17 protein-coding genes are annotated in these 19,525 nt (G+C 59.1%); 3 read left to right on the top strand and 14 right to left on the bottom strand.

From position 1 onward, the window contains the following. Positions 1 to 281: 281 nt before the first annotated feature. Positions 282 to 551 carry a DUF1652 domain-containing protein gene (locus tag KGB25_RS04330; RefSeq protein ID WP_223434346.1) on the top strand — a complete coding sequence of 90 codons (270 nt, stop codon included), beginning with the start codon at positions 282 to 284 and terminating at the stop codon, positions 549 to 551. 131 nt (positions 552 to 682) lie between these two features. On the opposite strand, the gene KGB25_RS04325 is transcribed toward KGB25_RS04330, so the two are convergent. Then, positions 683 to 949: a DUF2790 domain-containing protein gene (locus KGB25_RS04325; protein WP_008044241.1), complete on the bottom strand. Its 267-nt coding sequence runs from the start codon at positions 947 to 949 to the stop codon at positions 683 to 685. 505 nt (positions 950 to 1,454) lie between these two features. Between KGB25_RS04325 and KGB25_RS04320 the strand changes: the two genes are divergently transcribed. Further along, on the top strand, positions 1,455 to 1,751 hold the full coding sequence (locus KGB25_RS04320; protein ID WP_223434345.1) for a hypothetical protein: 297 nt from the start codon (positions 1,455 to 1,457) through the stop codon (positions 1,749 to 1,751). 94 nt (positions 1,752 to 1,845) lie between these two features. On the opposite strand, the gene KGB25_RS04315 is transcribed toward KGB25_RS04320, so the two are convergent. Continuing rightward, positions 1,846 to 3,822 carry a type VI secretion system tip protein VgrG gene (locus tag KGB25_RS04315; RefSeq protein ID WP_223434344.1) on the bottom strand — a complete coding sequence of 659 codons (1,977 nt, stop codon included), beginning with the start codon at positions 3,820 to 3,822 and terminating at the stop codon, positions 1,846 to 1,848. A 372-nt stretch (positions 3,823 to 4,194) separates the two neighbouring features. On the opposite strand from KGB25_RS04315, the gene KGB25_RS04310 reads away from it, so the two are divergent. Further along, positions 4,195 to 5,496, top strand: coding sequence for an OprD family porin (locus tag KGB25_RS04310; RefSeq protein WP_223434343.1), 1,302 nt, complete (start codon positions 4,195 to 4,197; stop codon positions 5,494 to 5,496). A 122-nt stretch (positions 5,497 to 5,618) separates the two neighbouring features. Here KGB25_RS04310 and KGB25_RS04305 read toward each other — a convergent pair whose 3' ends face one another. From KGB25_RS04305 to KGB25_RS04250, 12 genes are all read right to left on the bottom strand, one after another. Next, entirely contained in the window at positions 5,619 to 6,563 is a 945-nt protein-coding gene (locus tag KGB25_RS04305) for a carbohydrate kinase family protein (protein ID WP_223434342.1), read from the bottom strand. A gap of 13 nt (positions 6,564 to 6,576) precedes the next feature. Next, positions 6,577 to 8,073: a xylulokinase gene (xylB, locus tag KGB25_RS04300; RefSeq protein WP_223434341.1), complete on the bottom strand. Its 1,497-nt coding sequence runs from the start codon at positions 8,071 to 8,073 to the stop codon at positions 6,577 to 6,579. A 159-nt stretch (positions 8,074 to 8,232) separates the two neighbouring features. Next, positions 8,233 to 9,705 (bottom strand): mannitol dehydrogenase family protein, encoded by a 1,473-nt coding sequence (locus KGB25_RS04295; RefSeq protein ID WP_223434340.1) that lies wholly within the window; start codon positions 9,703 to 9,705, stop codon positions 8,233 to 8,235. A gap of 16 nt (positions 9,706 to 9,721) precedes the next feature. Next, positions 9,722 to 10,825 (bottom strand): ABC transporter ATP-binding protein, encoded by a 1,104-nt coding sequence (locus KGB25_RS04290; RefSeq protein ID WP_223434339.1) that lies wholly within the window; start codon positions 10,823 to 10,825, stop codon positions 9,722 to 9,724. Positions 10,826 to 10,999: 174 nt separating this feature from the next. Further along, positions 11,000 to 11,830: a carbohydrate ABC transporter permease gene (locus tag KGB25_RS04285; RefSeq protein WP_008026557.1), complete on the bottom strand. Its 831-nt coding sequence runs from the start codon at positions 11,828 to 11,830 to the stop codon at positions 11,000 to 11,002. Positions 11,831 to 11,840: 10 nt separating this feature from the next. After that, positions 11,841 to 12,767, bottom strand: coding sequence for a carbohydrate ABC transporter permease (locus tag KGB25_RS04280; RefSeq protein ID WP_032828623.1), 927 nt, complete (start codon positions 12,765 to 12,767; stop codon positions 11,841 to 11,843). A gap of 162 nt (positions 12,768 to 12,929) precedes the next feature. After that, positions 12,930 to 14,240, bottom strand: coding sequence for an ABC transporter substrate-binding protein (locus KGB25_RS04275; protein WP_008044262.1), 1,311 nt, complete (start codon positions 14,238 to 14,240; stop codon positions 12,930 to 12,932). 326 nt (positions 14,241 to 14,566) lie between these two features. After that, the gene (locus KGB25_RS04270) at positions 14,567 to 15,472 is read right to left on the bottom strand and encodes an AraC family transcriptional regulator (RefSeq protein ID WP_008026553.1); all 906 of its coding nucleotides are present in this window, start codon (positions 15,470 to 15,472) and stop codon (positions 14,567 to 14,569) included. A gap of 95 nt (positions 15,473 to 15,567) precedes the next feature. After that, positions 15,568 to 16,443, bottom strand: a complete 876-nt coding sequence (locus KGB25_RS04265) for a phospholipase (protein ID WP_223434338.1) — start codon at positions 16,441 to 16,443, stop codon at positions 15,568 to 15,570. Positions 16,444 to 16,562: 119 nt separating this feature from the next. Then, the gene (locus KGB25_RS04260) at positions 16,563 to 17,456 is read right to left on the bottom strand and encodes a phospholipase (RefSeq protein WP_223434337.1); all 894 of its coding nucleotides are present in this window, start codon (positions 17,454 to 17,456) and stop codon (positions 16,563 to 16,565) included. Positions 17,457 to 17,506: 50 nt separating this feature from the next. After that, positions 17,507 to 18,808 carry a glycosyltransferase gene (locus KGB25_RS04255; RefSeq protein WP_008044271.1) on the bottom strand — a complete coding sequence of 434 codons (1,302 nt, stop codon included), beginning with the start codon at positions 18,806 to 18,808 and terminating at the stop codon, positions 17,507 to 17,509. 91 nt (positions 18,809 to 18,899) lie between these two features. Continuing rightward, entirely contained in the window at positions 18,900 to 19,265 is a 366-nt protein-coding gene (locus KGB25_RS04250; protein WP_008044272.1) for a response regulator, read from the bottom strand. Positions 19,266 to 19,525: the final 260 nt, after the last annotated feature.

The following is a 19,525-nucleotide window of genomic DNA, read 5'->3' as shown; positions in this document are numbered from 1 at the left end:
GGTCAGCGGATGTGAAAGGGAGTGGCCGCATTTTTACTGCCATGGGCGGCCAATGCAAACCCGGACTCATCAGGTTGCAATTTGCAGGGGCGACAACCTGCGTTCATGCAGACTGCATGAGTCCATTTACTTGAAGACACATTAAACCTTTGAATTACCGATGAGCTGCACGGCGAAATCCGGGGCATGTTTTATGCTTCATCTGGTCCTGAAGCTGGCCGCGAATTCATTGAGTCGGCATTGATAGCTGATTGGCAATCTCACATAAGGAGAGGGTCGCCATGTTTCTTTCTGCCTTGGAACTTCGCAACATCATCGAAAGCAGTTTTCTGCCGAAACGTTGTCAATGCACGCTGACGCCCGACCTGTCGATGAGCATCAAGGTGTATGCCGACGGCCAGACCGACCAAGTGGATCTATTGGTCACTGGCATAGACGCCAGCACACTCAATGGCTGCCGGGAAATCAATGACCTGATTGCCGAGCTGCGCACCGAAATCCAGCATCGGGCAGAACTCCAGACGCTGCATCCCGACCGGCAAGCGCTTTAAGCCCACTCCTGTAGGAGCAAGCTTGCTCGCGATGGACGTAAACGATAACGCGTGTTTTCTGAATAAACGCGTTATCCGAACGTTTTTCGCGAGCAAGCTCGCTCCTACAGAAAAGCATGAGTGTCGCGTTATCAATTCTGATAACTGCACGCATCCGACCATTTGCGATACGAGATCTCTGCGGGTTTGCCCGACGTATCGATGTACTTCATCTCAGCCGTAATGACTTTGCAGTCCAGCGTCGTAGGTTCGGTCAGCGCAACCACCTTGGCCACGTGCAGCGGCATCCCGTATTCGTAGGGCACGGCTTGTGAGGAAGTGGTGTCGTCGGCCTGGGCAAGCCCGGTAAACCCGGTGCAGGCGAGGGCAGCGGTAACCAGCAAAATGCGCGTATTCATGAGCAATCTCCGGTGCGGACGGAACGAGAGTTCGACGTAGTGAACGTCGAACCTGCCGCACTGGGCGTCAGAGGAACCTGAGGGCGTGCGGTCCAGTAAAGTCTTGGACCGCAGGGTTAAGCAATGGTTAACCCGGCTGAATGCCGCCTGTCGTAAGGGACGATTCTGTCAGGCGTTTCGTTGGGGTGAAAATCTTCGGAAGCTTCGGCTTCGTCCTACAAGGATGGATGCTTTGTCGACTTTCGGCTGATGGGGCGTAGCGATTACTGTTTGGGCTCGCTGCAAAATCAGCGAACAGGTTTGGTCACCTGATAATGCCCCCACATGTGCCCTCATTCGCACTACGAACTTCTATGTCTCGTATTGCGTTGTAATGGCGGCTGTGTGCGGGACGCCTTCGGGCGAGCCGATTTGGGCGTTATCGGTTGACCAAGCCTGTACACAGCCGCCTCCCATCGTTTGGTCACGGTGCTGGCGATTACTAATTAATGTCCGAGTAATTACTATGCATACGTTAAATCCGTTCCCCGATCGCTACCGTTCAATCAAAAGCAGCGTCACCGACTCAACGCCTCTGGTCATCGACACCGAAGCCAACCCCCAAGACATCCTCGAAGCCGCCCTCCAGCGCATCCGCGCCTCCAGCGAGCTACTTGAAACACTCCACCTCCAATGTTTCAAAGACGGCGACGTGCAGGACATTCCGCACATCACGCACGCCCTTTACCTGCTGACGCAGGACGGTTGCGACTTGCTCAAGGTTGCGCAGCAACGGATGCTGGGCTGGAAGGCACCAGCCTGACGTTTGATCTGTACTGACAAATCCAGCGCCCGTAGACGCTGGATTTTTTATGGGGGCGACGCAACTTGAATGGCTTGTTGCGGCTTTCAAGTTGTCAGTGAACCGTCTTCGCCTGCACCACATTCCCCGCACGATCCTGATCGGCAGGCGTCGGCACCACCGGCGGCAACTGAGCAATCCCCGTGCCCGCACCCGGCGCACCGCCCGAGTTCGCCTTCACCTCAGCCCCACTAATCGTCACACCCCCCGCATCGACCTTGACGAAACTCCCGCCAGCCTTCGCCGTCAGTTCCATCCCGCCTTCAACCACGACCTTGTTCCCCGCGTGGTAGTGAATCTCTTCACCCGCCTCAACAAACTGCGCCGTCCCGACCTTCACGTGCTGGGTTACACCCACCGTAAGGTGATCATCCGCCCGCGCTTCAGTCTTGCGGTCCAGATGCGTGATCCGGTGCTCCTCAACCTTGAACTCGCTAAACACCTTCGCCTCAACCGTGTCGTGCCGCTCGTTGCCGATGCGGATTTTCTGGTCGTGTTCGATGTTTTCGTCCCAGTCGCGCTGGGCATGCAGGTAGATCTGTTCCGCGCCTTTTTTGTCTTCGATGCGGAATTCGTTGTAGCCCTTGCCGCCCGGTGAGCTGAGGGTCTTGAAGGTGCTGCGGGTTTTGTTCGCCGGCAGGTCGTAGGGGACGACGTTTTCCTTGTGGTACAGGCAGCCGGTGACCAGCGGTTGGTCGGGGTCGCCTTCGAGGAAGGTGACGAGCACTTCCATGCCGACACGCGGGATAGCGATGCCGCCATAGGCGCTGCCGGCCCAGCCGGTGGCGACGCGCAGCCAGCAACTGGTGTTGTCGTTGGCCTGGCCGTCGCGGTCCCAGTGGAATTGCACTTTGACGCGGCCGTACTCGTCGCAGTGGATTTCCGAGCCGGGTGGGCCGGTGACGATGGCGGTCTGGCTGCCGAGGACTTGCGGTTTCGGGTGTTCGAGGGCAGGGCGGTAGTGCGCGTCCCACGGCGTGGCGAGGAAGCGGTTGCGGTAGCCCTGGTGGAAATCGTCTTTGTTGTGGGTGACGTCGCTGGTGACGTTGGCGCCGAGCACTTGTGGTTGCTTGCCTTCGTGGACCACTTCCAGCAGCAGCCAGAGGTCGTTCCATTCGGCGCGCGGGTGTTCGCTCAGAGCCATGAAGTGACCGCTGACCAGCGTCGGCTGGTCGCCTTTGCCTTCCGCGAGTTTGTAGTCGCTGCGGTGGCGTTCGAGGGCGCGGGTTGCCAGTTGCTTGCCACGGGCACGGTCGGTGAAACGGCCGGGGTAGTCGTAGTCTTCCAGGTCCGGAGCGAACGCACTGGAAGCGGTGCCTTCAGGCAGGATGCGCGGTTTTTCGAAGTCGTAATCGCGGCGGCTGACGCGGCTGGTGCGGGTTTCCAGGCGCAGGTTGAAGCGCTTGATCACCGGTTTCTCGGCGGCCATGCCGGAGTCTTGCTGGTAGGCCACGGGTGCCAGTTTGCGGAACACCGTCTGGTCGTCGCCGAACACCAGTTTGTGGCCGCTGCTGCTGTGCTGGAAGTGGAAGTGAATGCCTTCTTCTTCGCACAGGCGCTGGATGAAATGCAGGTCGGATTCGTCGTACTGCACGCAGTAGACGCGCTCCGGATAGATCGCGCCGAGCTGGAAGTCATAGGCGTCGGCCAGAATGCCGCGGGCCTCAAGGACCTGGGCGATGATCTTCGGCACCGTCAAATGCTGGAAAATCTGCTGGTCATGGTTGTGGCGCAGGTAGGCCAGTTGCGGCACCAGGCTGATGCTGTAGCGGGTCAGGCTTTTGCCGGAGTCGCCTTGCTCGATGCGATAGACCAGGCCGTGAATGATGCCTTCGCCGGTGGCGCCGAAGGTCAGGCAGCCGGGCTTGTGCAGCAATTCTTCGAGTTTCAGGTCGGGGCGCGCGCTGACCAGTTCGATGTCAAAGCAGAAGGGCTGATTGAGGGCTTCGCGACCGACGAAACTGAGTACCTGAAGGTCAGCGGAAACGCCTTCCAGCGTGAGGGAAATATGGATTGCGTTTGCGTCCAGCATGCCTTGAATTCCGTCCTTTGGATAAGCAGGAGCGGATGGTGCAGGATTAAACCGCCTCGTTCAAGGCGCAAATGCCGTAGATGAGGGCGTGCCCCGGCATCGGGAAAACCCCTAATGGCACGGTTTCGACCAATAAACACGGGGGCTCTTTGCCTGCAGGCTCATCGATCAATTGCCCCCCGCTGGTCAGCGCCGTGCCAGAACAGGGAGTCATTTTCCGACTAAAGTCGTCTGTAGCCGGTAAAAGCCTTCTGCCATCATTGCTGCTCACCCCCGTGTGTCGCCTTCATCCTGGCCAGTTCCTGGTCCGGGGCGAAGCTATTTTCTGGCTTATTGCGCCTTGCGCAAACGCTGCACTGTTGGAGCTTTTTCATGCGTCCCCCTTTTCAACTCATCACCGCGCGCCAGTCACTCGGCTTCGGCGCTTTAGCCCTGTGCGCCGGTTTTACCGTCCAGGCTCAGGCGAGCGGTTTTCTCGATGACACCACGGCGAAGATCGAATCACGCACGGTGTATTTCAACCGTGACTTTCGTGATGGTCATACGTCCACCGAACAGGGCGCGTCCAAGCGCGAAGAGTCGGCACAGGGCTTCATTCTTAACCTGCAATCGGGTTACACCGAAGGCACCGTCGGCTTCGGTATCGATGCGCTGGGCATGCTTGGGTTCAAGCTCGATTCCCGCGCCGACAGCAGCAACAGCGGCTTGCTGCCATCGTCGGGTGAAAACCCGCGTGGCTCGAAAGACCAGTACGCCAAACTTGGCCTGACCGCCAAGGTGCGCGTCTCCGATAGCGTATTGAAGTACGGCGCGCTGCTGCCCGACGTGCCGCTGCTCAAGTACAACGACGGGCGTTTGCTGCCGACGATGTTCAACGGCGCGCAGCTCACTTCTAAAGAGATCAAGGACCTGACGTTCATGGCCGCGCGCCTGGACCGGTACACCGCCCGGGACTCGACCGACGCCCAGGACATCCGCGTGCACTGCAAGAACAAGCGCTACGCCTGCAACGTCACGGCCGATCACTTCGACATGTATGGCTTCGACTACAAGATCAATGAGCGCCTGACCGCGCAGTATCACTACGCCGAGCTGGAAGACATCTATCGCCAGCACTTCGTGGGTTTGCTGGCCAGTCAGCCGCTGGGTGAGGGCGTGCTCAAGGCTGATCTGCGCGTGCTCAAGAGTGCCGACAGCGGCGCGGAGCGTGCCGGCTCCATCGACAACCGCGCACTGAGCGGCATGCTCGCGTACGCCATCAGCGGCCACACCTTCAGCGCCGGTTGGCAGCGCATGAACGGCGACAACTCGATGCCGTACCTGGATGGCACCAATCCGTACCTGGTGAACTACGTGCAGGTCAATGACTTCGCCGCCGCGCAGGAGCGTTCGTGGCAACTGCGTTATGACTATGACTTCAAGTCGATCGGCATCAACGGCCTGAGTTTCCTGACCCGTTACGTCAACGGCGACCACATCAAAGTGTTGGGCAGCGATCAGGAAGGCAAGGAATGGGAACGCGACAGCGAGCTCAAGTACGTGGTGCAAAGCGGGACGTTCAAGGATGTCAGCCTGCGGCTGCGTAACGCGACATACCGGACCAACTACGAGAAGTTTGCGCGGGATGTGGATGAGACGCGGTTGATCATCAGCTACAACTTTTCAGTCTTGTAGCGCCTGACAGGCCGCCATCGCGAGCAGGCTCGCTCCCACAATGGATCTTTAGTGAACATGGATCTTGTGTTCGGCATCGAGCCAATGTGGGAGCGAGCCTGCTCGCGATGGGGCCCTCACATTCAGCCAAGATCCAACTGCTGCCGATACGGCAAATCCGGCCCGGTCTTGCTGCACGTCAGCGCCGCTGCCCGCACCGCAAACTTCAACATCCCGTCGATCTGCTCGCGCGCCAGCGATTGCACGCCCTCGACCGAATCCAGTTGCTGCTCGGTCAGCCAGGTAATCAACGCCGCCTGGAACGTATCGCCAGCCCCAACGGTATCGGCAATCTTCACCGGACAGGCCGGCACCGACCACGAACCGTGATTGCGGCTAAACACCGTCGCACCTTCGCCGCCACGGGTCAGGAACACCACCTGACAGCGATGCTGCAACCAGCCTTCAATCACCCGCTGCGGATCCTGCCCGGGATACAACAGGCTCAGGTCCTCATCGCTGACTTTGATCAGGTCGGCCAGCTCAACCAGCGTCGCAACCCGCGAACGCCAAAGCTCGATGTTCGGTTCAGGATTGAGCCGCACGTTCGGATCAAGGCTGATCAGGCGCTTGCCACTTTCCCGCTGTACCAGGGCCAGCAGCGTGTCGGCAATCGGCTGCACCACCAACGAGAACGAGCCGATTTGCAAGCCGCGCACCTCTGGCCCCAGTTCCGGCAAATGCTCCGGTTTCAACTGCCGATCTGCGCAACCTTCACCACGGAAACTGTACTGCGGTGAACCATTGGCACCGACCGCGACCATCGCCAGGGTGGTCGGTGCGGCGAAATCCACCAGGTAATCCGGGCGTACGCCTTCATCCTGCAGCACTTGCTGCAAACGCCGGCCCAGATAGTCCGTCGACAACCCGGCAAACAGCGCCGCGTTCACGCCCAAGCGGCGCAACCCGACCGCCACGTTGAAGGGCGAGCCGCCGGCAATCGCCTTGAAATTCACTTTTGAAGCCAGGCCGCTGGCGTCGTCTTCACTGAAGAAATCGAACAGCGCTTCGCCACACACCAGATACATAGTTGTTCACTCTTTAAAGGGTTGCGACATGCTGTTGATAGCGTTCATAGGCCTGCTGACAGGCCGTTACATTTTCTGCAATCGGCAGGGTTTCGCTCGCCGGATCGAGCTTCACGCAGCGCTCGCACAAGTCCGCGAGGCTGTCTTCGTGGCCGTTTGCCCAGGATTTGCACCATGCCGCCTGAATTGCCGCGCCGAGGGCGGCGGCTTCGCTTTGTTCGGTGCAGATCACCTTGGTGTTCATGATGTCGGCGACAATCTGGCGCCACACCGGGCTTTTCGAGCCGCCGCCGATCAGGCAGATGGTGCGGCTTTGTAAGCCATTCTGGCGCAGCAGGTCCAGCCCATAACGCAAACCGAAGGTCGTGCCTTCGACCACGGAGCGGCACAAATTGGCTTGCGTCAGGTTGGTCATGGTCAAGCCGAGCAAGCTGCCGGTGGCGTGGGGCAGGGCGGGGACGCGCTCGCCGTTGAGAAACGGCAGCATGCTCACACCTTCGGCGCCGATCGGTGCTTGCGCGACGAGGGTGTTGAACTGCTCGATATCCAGCTCGAACAGGTCGCGAATCACCCCGGTGGCATTGGTCAGGTTCATGGTGCAGATCAGCGGCAACCAGCCACCGCTGGAGGAACAGAACGTCGCGACCGACGCGTCAGCGCTGACGGTCGGTTGATCGGCATAGGCGTACACCGTGCCCGAGGTACCGAGGCTCATGGTGATCGCGCCGGGCCGGATATTGCCGGTGCCGATGGCGCCCATCATGTTGTCGCCACCGCCGCTGGACACCAGCGCCTTGGGGTTGATGCCCAGGTGCTCGGCGATGCCCGGCAGGATCGTGCCCACCGCTTGATGGGCGTCGATCAGCTCCGGCAGCGCTGCTTGCAAGCGACCGCTGGGGTCAATGTCGCGCAGCAGCTGCAAGTCCCACTGGCGGGTGCGCACGTTGAAATAACCGGTGCCCGAGGCATCGCCGTACTCGCTGCAACTGCGGCCGGTCAGCCAGTAGTTGAGGTAGTCGTGGGGCAGCAGGATGCGTGCGATCCGCGCAAAAACGTCGGGGTGTTGTTCTTTGGTCCAGAGCAGTTTTGAAACGGTGTAGCCCGGTGCGATGACCACGCCGAGGCGTTCGAGCGAGCCTTTTTCACCGCCAATGTGCGCCAGTAGACGGTCGTTCTCCGGAGTGGATTCGGTGTCACACCAGAGCTTGGCGGGACGCAGGACCTGGCCTTGATCGTCGAGCAGGACCAGGCCGTGTTGCTGACCGGAAACGCCGATGCCGAGGATGTCCTGGCCGTCGACGTTTGCCGCGATCAGCGCACGATGCGTGGCTGAAGTGAATGCTTCCAGCCATTGCGATGTGTCCTGCTCGCGACGGCCATTGGCGCCGCTGATCAACGTGTGCGCGGCGGCGCCTTGGCCGAGGACCTGACCGCTGTGGGCATCGAGGATGATGGCTTTGGTGCCTTGGGTGCCGCAGTCGATGCCGAGGAATAGTTGTTGGTTTGGCATGGTGGGTCCTTGGTGTGTCAGGTCGATCTCGGTGAAGCCATTCGCGGGCAAGCCTCGCTCCTACAGGGGGTCTTTAGTGGACGCGGATTTTGTGTACGACACCGATCCAATGTGGGAGCGAGCCTGCTCGCGATGACGGCGGTGATGTCACCGCCGCTTTTACGCCAACACCCGCTCCAACGTCCGCGAAACCCCAACCTCGCGCAAACTGTTGCAGCACCACTCAAACGCCGCGACAAACTCCGGCGAATGCGCAATCGCCGTACCAAAAATCTCCTCCACCCCCAGCAGCCGCTGGGCCATCAACGCATCATCCGCCACCAGCGCCTGACAAAACGCCGCCCGAGGATCGGGAATGGCATAGGTATCACCATTCTCGTCCACACCCTTCAAATACAACGCCCACGCCGCCACCACCAGCGCCGCACGCTTGGTCTCCCGGCCATCGGCAATCAAGCGGTTGATGGTCGGAATGGTGAACTTGGGAAACTTCGACGAACCGTCCGAGCACACACGCTCCAGTTGATCGGCAATCGCCTGATTGGAAAAGCGCTCCACCAGGGTGTTCTTGTAATCAGTCAGATCAATCCCCGGCACGGGCGACAGTTGCGGCGTCACGTCCAGGTCCATGTAGGCGCGCATGTAACGCACGAACAGCGGGTCGTTCATGGTCTCGTGAACGAAGCGGTAACCCTTCAAAAACCCCAGGTACGTCAGCGCCAGGTGACTGCCGTTGAGCAGTTTGATTTTCATCTCTTCGTACGGCGTGACGTCGTCGGTGAACTGTACGCCGACCTTTTCCCAGGCCGGGCGACCGTTGACGAACTTGTCCTCCAGTACCCACTGCACAAACGGTTCGCAGACCACCGGCCAGGCATCGTCGACCGCGTGTTTGTCGGCCAGTTGCAGGCGATGTTCGGTGCTGGTCATCGGCGTGATGCGGTCGACCATCGCATTCGGGAAGCTGACGTTTTCGGCGATCCAGTCGTGCAGGTCTGCATCGCGCAGCGCGGCAAAGGCCAGCAGCGCTTTGCGGGTGACCGCGCCGTTGTGCGGCAGGTTATCGCAGGACATCAAGGTGAACGCCGGCGTGCCCGCAGCCCGGCGTTTGGCCAGCGCGGCGCAGAGAAAACCGAATACGGTTTTCGGCGAATCCGGGTGCGCGAGGTCGTGCTGGATCTGCGGCAGGTGGGCCATGAATTCGCCGTTGCTGTCGTCGATGCAGTAACCGCCCTCGGTGATGGTCAACGAGACGATGCGGATCTCGGGGCTCGACAGTTTGTCGATCAACGCTTGCGCACCGTCCTCGGCCAGCAGCATGTCGCGGATCGCGCCGATGACCCGGACTTCGGTGTCATCGGTGTCGCCGAGTTCAAACAGGGTGAACAGGTAATCCTGCTCCTTCAGGTCGTCCCGGGCGCGGCGGTCTTCGGCGCGCAGGCCGACGCCGCAAATCGCCCAGTCCAGGCCTTCGCCAGTGTTCATCAAGGCGTCGGTGTAATACGCCTGATGGGCGCGGTGGAAGCCGCCGACGCCAATGTGCGCGATGCCTTGGCGGGCGTCGCTCAGGGCGTAGGCGGGCAGGACCACTTCGGGGGCGAGGTGGTGCAGGTTCTGTTTATTCAGTTTCATCACACGCTCTCTGAAATCAGGCCGCTGCGCGCAACGGGCGGGTCAGCGCCACGCCGTCGGCATCGAATAAATGGCAGTGTTCGGCGTCCAGGTGCAGGCTCAGCGCCTCGCCATAACGGCTGGCCAGATCGCCGCGAACCCGCATGGTCAGCGCTTCACCGGAGGAGGTCCGGACGTGGCAGAAGGTGTCGCTGCCCAGGCGTTCGCTGACGTCGGCGGTGACCTGCAAGGTGCAATCGCCGGTCTTTGCCAGTTCCAGATGTTCCGGGCGAATGCCCAGCGTCACCGCGCCACCGACGCTCAGGCTGGCGCCGCTCAGCGGCAACGTGATGCGGGTGCCGGCATCGAGCGCCACTTCGCAGCTTTGGCTGTCGACACGGGTGACTTTGCCTTTGAGGAAGCCCATCTTCGGTGTGCCGAGAAAGCCTGCGACAAACAGGTTGGCGGGCTGGTGATACAGGTCCAGCGGTGAGCCGACCTGTTCGATCTTGCCGCCATTGAGCACGACGACTTTGTCGGCCATGGTCATGGCTTCCACCTGGTCGTGGGTCACATAGATCATCGTCGCTTGCAGTTCTTTGTGCAGGCGCAACAGTTCCAGGCGCATCTGTACGCGCAGCGCCGCGTCGAGGTTGGACAGCGGTTCGTCGAACAGGAAAATTTTCGGGTTGCGCACGATGGCGCGGCCGATGGCCACGCGTTGACGCTGACCGCCCGACAGTTGCTTCGGCTTGCGCTCCAGCATCGGCCCGAGCTCAAGGATGCGCGCCGCCTCGCCGACTTTCTTCTCGACTTCGGCTTTCGGTACGCCGGCCAGATCGAGGGCAAACGACATGTTTTTGCGCACGCTCATGTGCGGGTACAGGGCGTAGGTCTGGAACACCATCGCCAGGTCACGCTTGGCCGGGCTGACTTCGGTGATGTCGCGGCCGTCGAGTTCGATGCTGCCGCCGCTGACTTCTTCCAGGCCGGCGATCAGGCGCAGCAGGGTGGACTTGCCGCAGCCGGACGGGCCGACGAAGACCACGAATTCCTTGTCGTTCACTTCCAGGTCGATGCCTTTGATGATGGAAAAGCCTTCGAAGCCTTTTTGCAGATTCTTGATTTTCAGGTTGGCCATGGTGATGGGCCTCCGCTTGTTTTTATTCAGTTGAGCCGAACGGGCTTTTTTGTAGGAGCCGGCTTGCCGGCGATGAGGCCCTGAAATTTTGCATCGCTCTTGAGGCCGTCATCGCCAGCAAGCTGGCTCCTACAGGGGATCGTGTCAGGCCGGAAATTCGTATCAGGCGTCGTTTCATTTCACCGCGCCAAACGACAGGCCGCGGACCAGTTGTTTCTGGCTGATCCAGCCGAAGATCAGGATCGGCGCGCAGGCCAGGGTCGACACCGCCGACAACTTGGCCCAGAACAACCCCTCGGGGCTTGAGTACGAAGCGATCAGCGCGGTCAGTGGCGCGGCTTTCGACGAGGTCAGGTTCAGCGACCAGAAGGCTTCGTTCCAGCACAGGATCAGCGACAGCAACACTGTGGAAGCCAGGCCGCCCTTGGCGATCGGCAGCAACACGCGAACCATTTCCTGCCACAGCGTGGCGCCGTCCAGACGCGCGGCTTCGAGGATGTCTTTGGGGATGTCCTTGAAGTAGGTGTAAATCATCCAGACCACGATGGGCAGGTTGATCAGCGTGTAGATCACGATCAGCGCGATGCGTGTGTCGAGCAGGCCAAAGCTCTTGGCCAGCAGGTAGATCGGCATCAGCACGCCCACTGGTGGCAGCATCTTGGTCGAGAGCATCCACAGCAGCGTGCCTTTGGTGCGCTGGGTTTCGTAGAACGCCATCGAGTAGGCCGCCGGCACCGCGATCAGCAGGCACAACGCCGTGGCGCTGAAGGAAATCACCACCGAGTTCCAGGCAAAACTGAAGTAATCGCTGCGCTCGTTGATGTGCAGGTAGTTCTCCAGCGTCGGTGTGAAGATGAATTGCGGCGGCGTGGCGAACGCGTCGATTTCGGTTTTGAAACTGGTCAGCACCATCCAGAAAATCGGGAAGAAGATCAGGATCGCGATGGCCCAGGCCAGCGTGCCGAGCAGCACACTTTGCAGACGACGGGATTGTTGAAGGGTCATGGCGCGGGCCTCAGGCTTTGTCTGTCAGGTTTTTGCCGATCATGCGCACCAGCACGATGGCCGCGATGTTGGCGATCACCACCGCAATCAAACCGCCGGCGGACGCCATGCCGACGTCGAACTGCACCAGCGCCTGGTTGTAGATCAGGTAGGCGAGGTTGGTCGAGGCGTAGCCGGGGCCGCCGTTGGTGGTGGTGAAAATTTCGGCGAACACCGAGAGCAGGAAGATCGTTTCGATCATCACCACGACGGCAATCGGTCGTGCCAGGTGCGGCAGGGTCAGGTGCCAGAAGATCGCAATCGGCCCGGCACCGTCGAGGCGCGCGGCTTCTTTCTGCTCCTGGTCTAGGGACTGCATGGCGGTCATCAGGATCAGGATCGCGAAGGGCAGCCATTGCCAGGACACAATGATGATGATCGACAGCAGCGGGTAGTGCGCCAGCCAGTCCACCGGTTGCGCGCCGAACAGTTTCCAGACGTAGGCGAGAATCCCCGACACAGGGTGGAAAATCAGGTTCTTCCAGATCAACGCACCGACGGTGGGCATGATGAAAAACGGCGAGATCAACATCACCCGCACGACGCCGCGACCGAGAAAATCACTGGCCTCCAGCAGCGCACTGATCAACACCCCGAGCACCACGCTGATCAGCAATACGCTGCCGACCAGCAACAACGTGTTGGTGGCGCCGGGCATGAACCCGGAGTCCGTCAGGAAGTAGGTGAAGTTCTCAAGCCCCACGAACTCGTTCTCGCCCGGGTTGAGCAGGTTGTAGCGGATCATCGAGAAGTAAACAGTCATGCCCAGCGGCACGATCATCCACAGCAGCAGCAAGGCCACCGAGGGGCTGACCAGAAACCAGCCGGGGTTGGCCAACCGGCTTTTACGCACCGGCTGGGGAATGTCCATGTGAGCTTTGGCAGTTGAAATATTCATGGCGTTAAACCGTTAAGAACAGACAAATGAAGATCAACTGTAGGAGCGAGCGGTGCGGCGATCCGACTTGCCCGCGAAAGCGATGGTTCTGGCGAAAGATATTTGTCGGATGTACCGACGCTTTCGCGGGCAAGCCTCGCTCCTACAGGGGGCTTTGCGGGGTTACTTGGGGTAACCCGCGCGCTTCATCTCACGCTCTGTGGTTTGCTGGGCGGCGGTCAGGGCCTGGTCGACCGTGGTCTGACCGATCAGTGCCGCCGAGAACGATTTGCCTACCTGAGTGCCAATGCCCTGGAACTCGGGGATGGTCACCAGCTGAATGCCGATGTAGGGCACAGGCTTGAGCGTCGGCTTGCTTGGGTCCGCCGTTTTCAGCGACTCAAGTGTGACCTTGGCAAATGGCGCGGCGCTCATGTACGCCTCGCTGTAAGTCGAGGCACGCGTGCCTGGCGGTACGTTGGCAATGCCGTCCTTTTCCGCGACCAGTGCGCCGTATTCCTTGGAGGTTGCCCAGGCACTGAAGGTCTTCGCCGCGTCCTTGGCTTTGGAGCTGGTCGGAATCGCCAGCGCCCAGGAATAGAGCCAGGCCGAGCCTTTGTCGGTGGTCTGGTGCGGCGCGTAGGTGAAGCCGACGTGCTCGCTGACCTTGCTCTGGGTTTTGTCGGTGACGAACGAGCCGGCGACGCTGGCATCGACCCAGATCGCGCATTTGCCGCTGTTGAACAGCGCCAGGTTTTCGTTGAAACCGTTGCTCGACGCGCCTGGCGGGCCTGACTTCTTCATGGTGTCGACGTAGAAATTCAGGGCGTTTTTCCACTCGGGGCCGGTGAATTCCGGTTGCCACTTCTCATCGAACCAGCGCGCGCCATAAGCATTGGCGACGGTGGTGATCAACGCCATGTTCTCGCCCCAGCCGGCCTTGCCGCGCAGGCAGATGCCGTACTGCTCTTTATCCTTGTTGGTGAGTTTGCTGGCGAATTCGCCGATCTGTTCCCAGGTCGGATGTTCCGGCATGGTCAGCCCGGCGTCCTTGAACAGGTCGGTGCGGTAATAGGTGATGGAGCTTTCGGCGTAGAACGGCAAGGCATACAGCGAACCCTTGACTGACAGGCCTTCACGCACCGAAGGGAACACGTCGTCGAGGTCATAAGTGGCCGGCAAATCCTTCATCGGTTCCAGCCAGCCCTTGGCGCCCCAGAGTGCAGCTTCGTACATGCCGATGGTCAGCACGTCGAACTGCCCGCCCTGAGTGGCGATGTCGGTGGTCAGGCGCTGACGCAGGACGTTTTCTTCGAGCACCACCCAATTGAGCTTGATGTCCGGGTGCTCGGCTTCGAAGGTTTTCGAGAGCTTTTGCATGCGGATCATGTCGCTGTTGTTGACGGTGGCGATGGTCAGGGTCTGAGCGCCGAGGCTGACGCTGCTGAGGGTCATGCAGGTGAGGGCTAGCAGAGCTTTTACAGAAGGTTGCATCGTGCACTCCTTTTCTGCACCCGGAGGGGGACAGAAGGACAGTTATTGTTTTTGTGTCTTCCGGGGCAGGAAGAATGTGCGCTGATTACAGCCTTCAATTGAGGATGAGACAAATCATCCATCGCACTTGAATTGATACTATTTTGCACTGCTGTTTGGGGTAGGGGGGGCAGGGACAGGCTTTTCAGCGGTGATCGGTCATCGAATTTGTACAGGTTTTACCGGCCCCATCGCCGGCAAGCCGGCTCCTACAAGGATTGCGCACGACCTGTAGGAGCCGGCTTGCCGGCGATTCGATTTAAAGATCAACGCATGACCCGAATGGATTAACCCAGATTCTGCTCAGTCAACCGCTGCACCGCCAACCGCCGATAGTGCGATGGCGTCATGCCTTTCAACTGCTGAAAACGCCGATTGAAGTTGGAGATATTGTTGAAGCCCGACTCGAAACACACATCGGTCACCGGCTTGTCGCCGTCGGCCAGCAGTTCACAGGATTTGCTGATGCGCAGCCGGTTGACGAACTCGATGAAGCAGCGCCCGGTGGCTTGCTTGAACACGCGACTGAAATAGGTCGGCTTCATGCCCAGGTGCTCGGCGACTTCCTCCAGCGGCAGTTCACGGGCGTAGTGGGCAAAGATGTAATCCACCGCGCGGTTGGTGCGATCGATATTGTGTTCATCCGCCAGTTGCGGCGTTGTGGCACCGGACAGCAGTTGGTAGTCGTCGGTGGCTGCGAGCAGCTCCAGCAAAATGAAAAAGTGCCCGAGGCGGGTCATGCCTTTGGTGTCGGCGATTCGCTGCATCAAGGTCATCGCCTGGCGGATGGTGTGTTTGCAGCGAAATTCGATGCCGTACTGCGCGCGCTCCAGCAAGGGCGCCAGTGTCTTGAGTTCGGCAAACACCTGGTGGCCGCTCTCGAACAGCTCGTCGGTGAAGTTGACCAGCATGTCCCGCTTGGGCACCACTTCGTCCTCGGCGACCTGGCTGATCCAGTTGTGGGGCAGGTTGGGGCCGGTGAGGAAGAGAGTTTCCGGATAGAAGTTGCCGATGTAGTCGCCAATGAACACCTTGCCGGAGCTGGCGACGATCAGGTGCAGTTCGTATTCCTTGTGAAAATGCCAGCGCACCAAGGGGCAGGGGAAACCGTGCTGGCGATAGATGATCGACAACCCGTTATGGTCGTCCATCAGTTCGTAGGAAGGATCGGTGACTCTGGCAGTCCGGGTCATATCAGGGCGCTTTTATTGTTATTGCGCCCTGATCATGCCTCTTTACCGGCCGGCATTGCCAGCCTGGGGCATGTCGACCGACGTCATGCGCCCGGTTACGGATGCAGGGCGCTGCCATAAACCGCCTTCATGCTCGACGCGCTCCAGCAGTAACGCACGATGTCTGACTCATCGAAGAAGTCGGTGCTGACAATGCTGCATCGCGTCACCCAGTCCCGGGTCGGGTTGAACCAGGCGTTGATCTGGTTCTTGATGTCCTGAGGCCCGCCCAGAAAGCCATAGCTGGTGGCCGATAACGACCAGAGAAAGCTCTCGAACGGTGCGTCTTGCAGCTCGTTGGCTATGTGGCGTTCCAGTTCCGCCGTGTCGGTGAAGGTTTCGCCGCTCCATTTGTGCGGGATGCGCGGCCAGAAGTAATCATCGTCCAGCCCCCGCACAACGTGCGCTGCCAGCACCAGCCTGCGGCGGGTGCTCATGCGTTTGAGTTGACCCACCGTTTTCGACGCGTCGTAGGACGGTATGACTCGGTGCCCGAGTCGACTCACCAGCAGGTCATTGAGTTTCTTGTGGTCAAAACGCTTGGTACCGTCGCCCATTTGGTGGAAGTCGAAGACGATGAACTCGTCCGGGTTTTGATCAAGGAACGCGGTTGTCGCGTCGATCAGCTCATCAAGGACACGATGAGACTGAAAGCCATTGTGATGAAAGTAGAAGATCGATTGATCGCGCCCCTCGGTGTAACCAAGTCGGATATCAAATGCCCGTGCACCATTGGCCAGTTGCCACGCAAATGAGTCGTTTTGGCACGTGGTCCAGTTACCAATGACAACATCATAGTTAGGGGCTTTTTTGTCCATGCCGCTGTTGTGAGTGCCTGGCCAGATCAAGTCGGTCAACTTCAGGCGGTCGACGTCGAGCACATTACTCATCCATTTCTTTTTGTCGAACGTACCTTGTAAAGATTGGGTCATTGTCATTCCTGATAGTGGCTTCAGCCCATCCGTGGGATGAAGTGGATATATGTAATTTCAAGCATAGAGGTGCGTTCCAGCATTGCCAGTGACGGAAACATCTGCACAAATTAATAGTGTCAGGCGTTGGCTTTGATCTGATTGGCCACCCGGCAATGGCTGACCAGATTCGATGTTTCAAAAAAGTCCGCGTTGATAATGCTGCACCTTAGAATCCACTCGCTGACGGCCGGGTCAAACCATTGATCAAGCTGCTCGCCGATGTTCACCGGACCGCCCACGGCATGGTAACTGGTGGCGGAGAGTGACCATGGCATGTCGCTGGTTGGCGGGTATCGCATGACCTGCGTGATATGCGCGTTCAGCTCACTGATGCTGGTCGTCCCGATTCCGCTCCATTCGTGCGGAATGTACCGGCAAAACAAGGTGGCATCGAAGCTCGGGTGATATTCGGCGGCAACCAGCACGCGCCGGGCATGACTGGCCCGTTTCAATTGACCGAGTGTCAGGTCCGCATTCCTGTAGGGAATTATCCGGTCACCCAAATGAGTCATCAGCAGGCGGTTGAACTCCCGATGGTCAAAGGCCTGGTTGCCTGCATTCAACTGATGAAAATCCAGCACGATGAACTCATCGGGGTTTTCCTGCAGAAACCGGATCACGCTCGTGATCAGGTCTTCCAGGGAGCGGGAGGAGCGAAAACCGTTGTGCTGGCACCAGAAGGTTCCGACGCCATTGCTGCCGATTACATACTCCAGCCTGACATCGAGCGCGCGGGCGCCTTGGGTCAATTGATAGTAGAACGTATGGGTCTGGCAGGCGGCCCAGTGACTGATGCCCGGCGCCGCATACGAGGCCTTTTTGTCCACGCCGGCATTATGCGCGCCAGGTAAAACAAGTTCCGCAAGCGAGAGTGAATCAATGGCCGGAAGCTGGGTCATCCAGCGATGGGTTGTAAATGATTGGTTGTTGTAGAGGAAATTAGGCTTAGTTGCTGTTAGATCGTTATTCATTGTGCGTCCTTGCACAGTAGGTTAATCGTCAGAGAAGACGATTCTAACGATCAAGTGTCATCTTTAGTTCGGTTTTTCGCTTCAATCCATTGCGCCATGTATTGAGTGCTTTTATGTTGATGGTGGCGCAACATGCTGCCGGTAAAGTTGTCCCGTCTTAGTGTCCGCAAGTGCTGTTGGCAATACTCTAGTTTTGCAATCAGTGCCGGGCCGTGGGTGTGCAGCTGATAACGTTCGGCCAGCAGTTCCAGGCCAACTGCCTGGGCGTTCGACCATTGGGCCTGGTCTTTATAGAGTTGCACCGCGCTATCGGCAAACTCGCGTGCCGTGCGGGTCACGGCGCCCGGCCAGGGGCCTTGGCCATACATCGCTTCGGCACCGATCGGCGTGGTGACATTCGGTGTACCGCAAATCATCGCATCGACGATTTTGCCCTTGATGCCCGCACCGAAACGCAACGGCGCCAGGCACACGCGAGCGGCCGACATCACTTGCAACGCGTCTTCTGCCCAGTTCATTACATGGAAACCTTGCGCCGCATTGTGCAGCGCGGTCGCCTTGGGTGGCGTGTAGGCTCCGTAGATGAGCAAACGAGCGGTGGGCAATTGCTCGCGAATCAGTGGCCAAATGGTGGTTTTCATCCAGAGCACCGCATCCCAGTTGGGCGCGTGACGGAAGTTGCCAATACTGAGGAAGTCCGCGCGCTCCTCAAAACCCGCCAGCGGCGCGCTCGGTGGATCGACCATCAACGGGCACCAGTGCAGCAGGCTGCGTGGCACCTTGAACTGCTCGACCAGCAACTCGATTTCCGTTTCGGAAATCATCAGGTTCAAGTCGCAGCGATACAACGCAGCGATTTCCCGTTTCGCCAGGTCGGTGTCGGCCATCAGTTCGAACTCTTCACGCAAGGCCGGTGCGAAAAGCCCGCTGAAGTCATTGTCGTCGTCGCTGGCCTTCAACCGGTCCTTGAGCCGTTGATGCCGGGCATGGCGCAGGCTTTGCAAATCCTGCGTTCCGAGCACGCGCAAGGCATCAGGGCAGTGCTTCTCGACACGCCAGCCGAACTGTTCTTCCATCATGAATTGCTCGAACAGCACGATGTCCGGCGCCAGTTCGCGGACAAACACATCGAAACTGCTGTTGTTCAGTTCGATCGGCACTTCACGAATGCCCAGCGCCGTCAGGTCTTCCTGATGTTCGCCAGCACCGGCGGGGCTGCTGAAGGTCACGTCCCAGCCTTGTTGCAGAAACGTCCCGAGCAGTTGCATCACATACCCACCCGCCGCGGAAGAGCGTGGCTCGGGCCAGACGTAGCCGATAACCAGGACTTTGGTGGCGCGGGGCAGACTCATGCAGGGAGATTCCTTGAAGCGGGCAGGGGAATAAAAGCGGGGCGCAATTAAACCACAGCCGAGGACGATTCCTCAGCCCGCTCAACGAAGGCTAGGTAATAGCGAGAATGCCTTTGACCTTGTCGCGCAATTGATCAATGGAAAACGGTTTGCCGATCACATGCATTCCGGCGGGCACCTCAATATTTTCTGCGTAGCCGCTGGCAAACAGGACGGGCAGTTCCGGGCGTACCATGCGCGCCTGCGTGGCCAGTTCGCGGCCATCCATGACCGGCAAACCGACGTCGGTCATCATCAGATCGATGTATTGATCTTCATCATTGAGAAATTCCAGCGCCTGCTCGCATCCGTTCGCCTCCAGAACCTTGAATTCCAGCTCCTCCAGCACATCGACGATCAGCATGCGCACAATGTCGTCGTCTTCAACGACCAGGATGATGGATGTTTCAGCGGACATAATGGGGGTTCTCAACAGTTGAATTCGCAGTGACCGGCCGATCAAAAACGCCGGGCTCTAGCATGAGTAAGTAACGGACCCCGACAAGTTCCCGACCCCACTGGAAAAAGAATAGCCGTACCAGGGCGGACAAGGATAACCGCTCCTTTGCGCTGGGGCAGTTGAATGTAGGATTTAGCGCACAATCACGTCAGAAAATTGGATCAATGCGGCAGATTTGAGGCAGACTCCCTGGATTCCAACAGTTCGACAAGGCCCTC

The sequence above is a fragment of the Pseudomonas sp. BF-RE-21 genome (assembly GCF_019947305.1).
Lineage (GTDB): Bacteria > Pseudomonadota > Gammaproteobacteria > Pseudomonadales > Pseudomonadaceae > Aquipseudomonas > Aquipseudomonas migulae.
The sequence above is the reverse complement of the archived record's forward strand: the minus strand, read 5'-3'. Positions and strand labels throughout refer to the sequence as shown.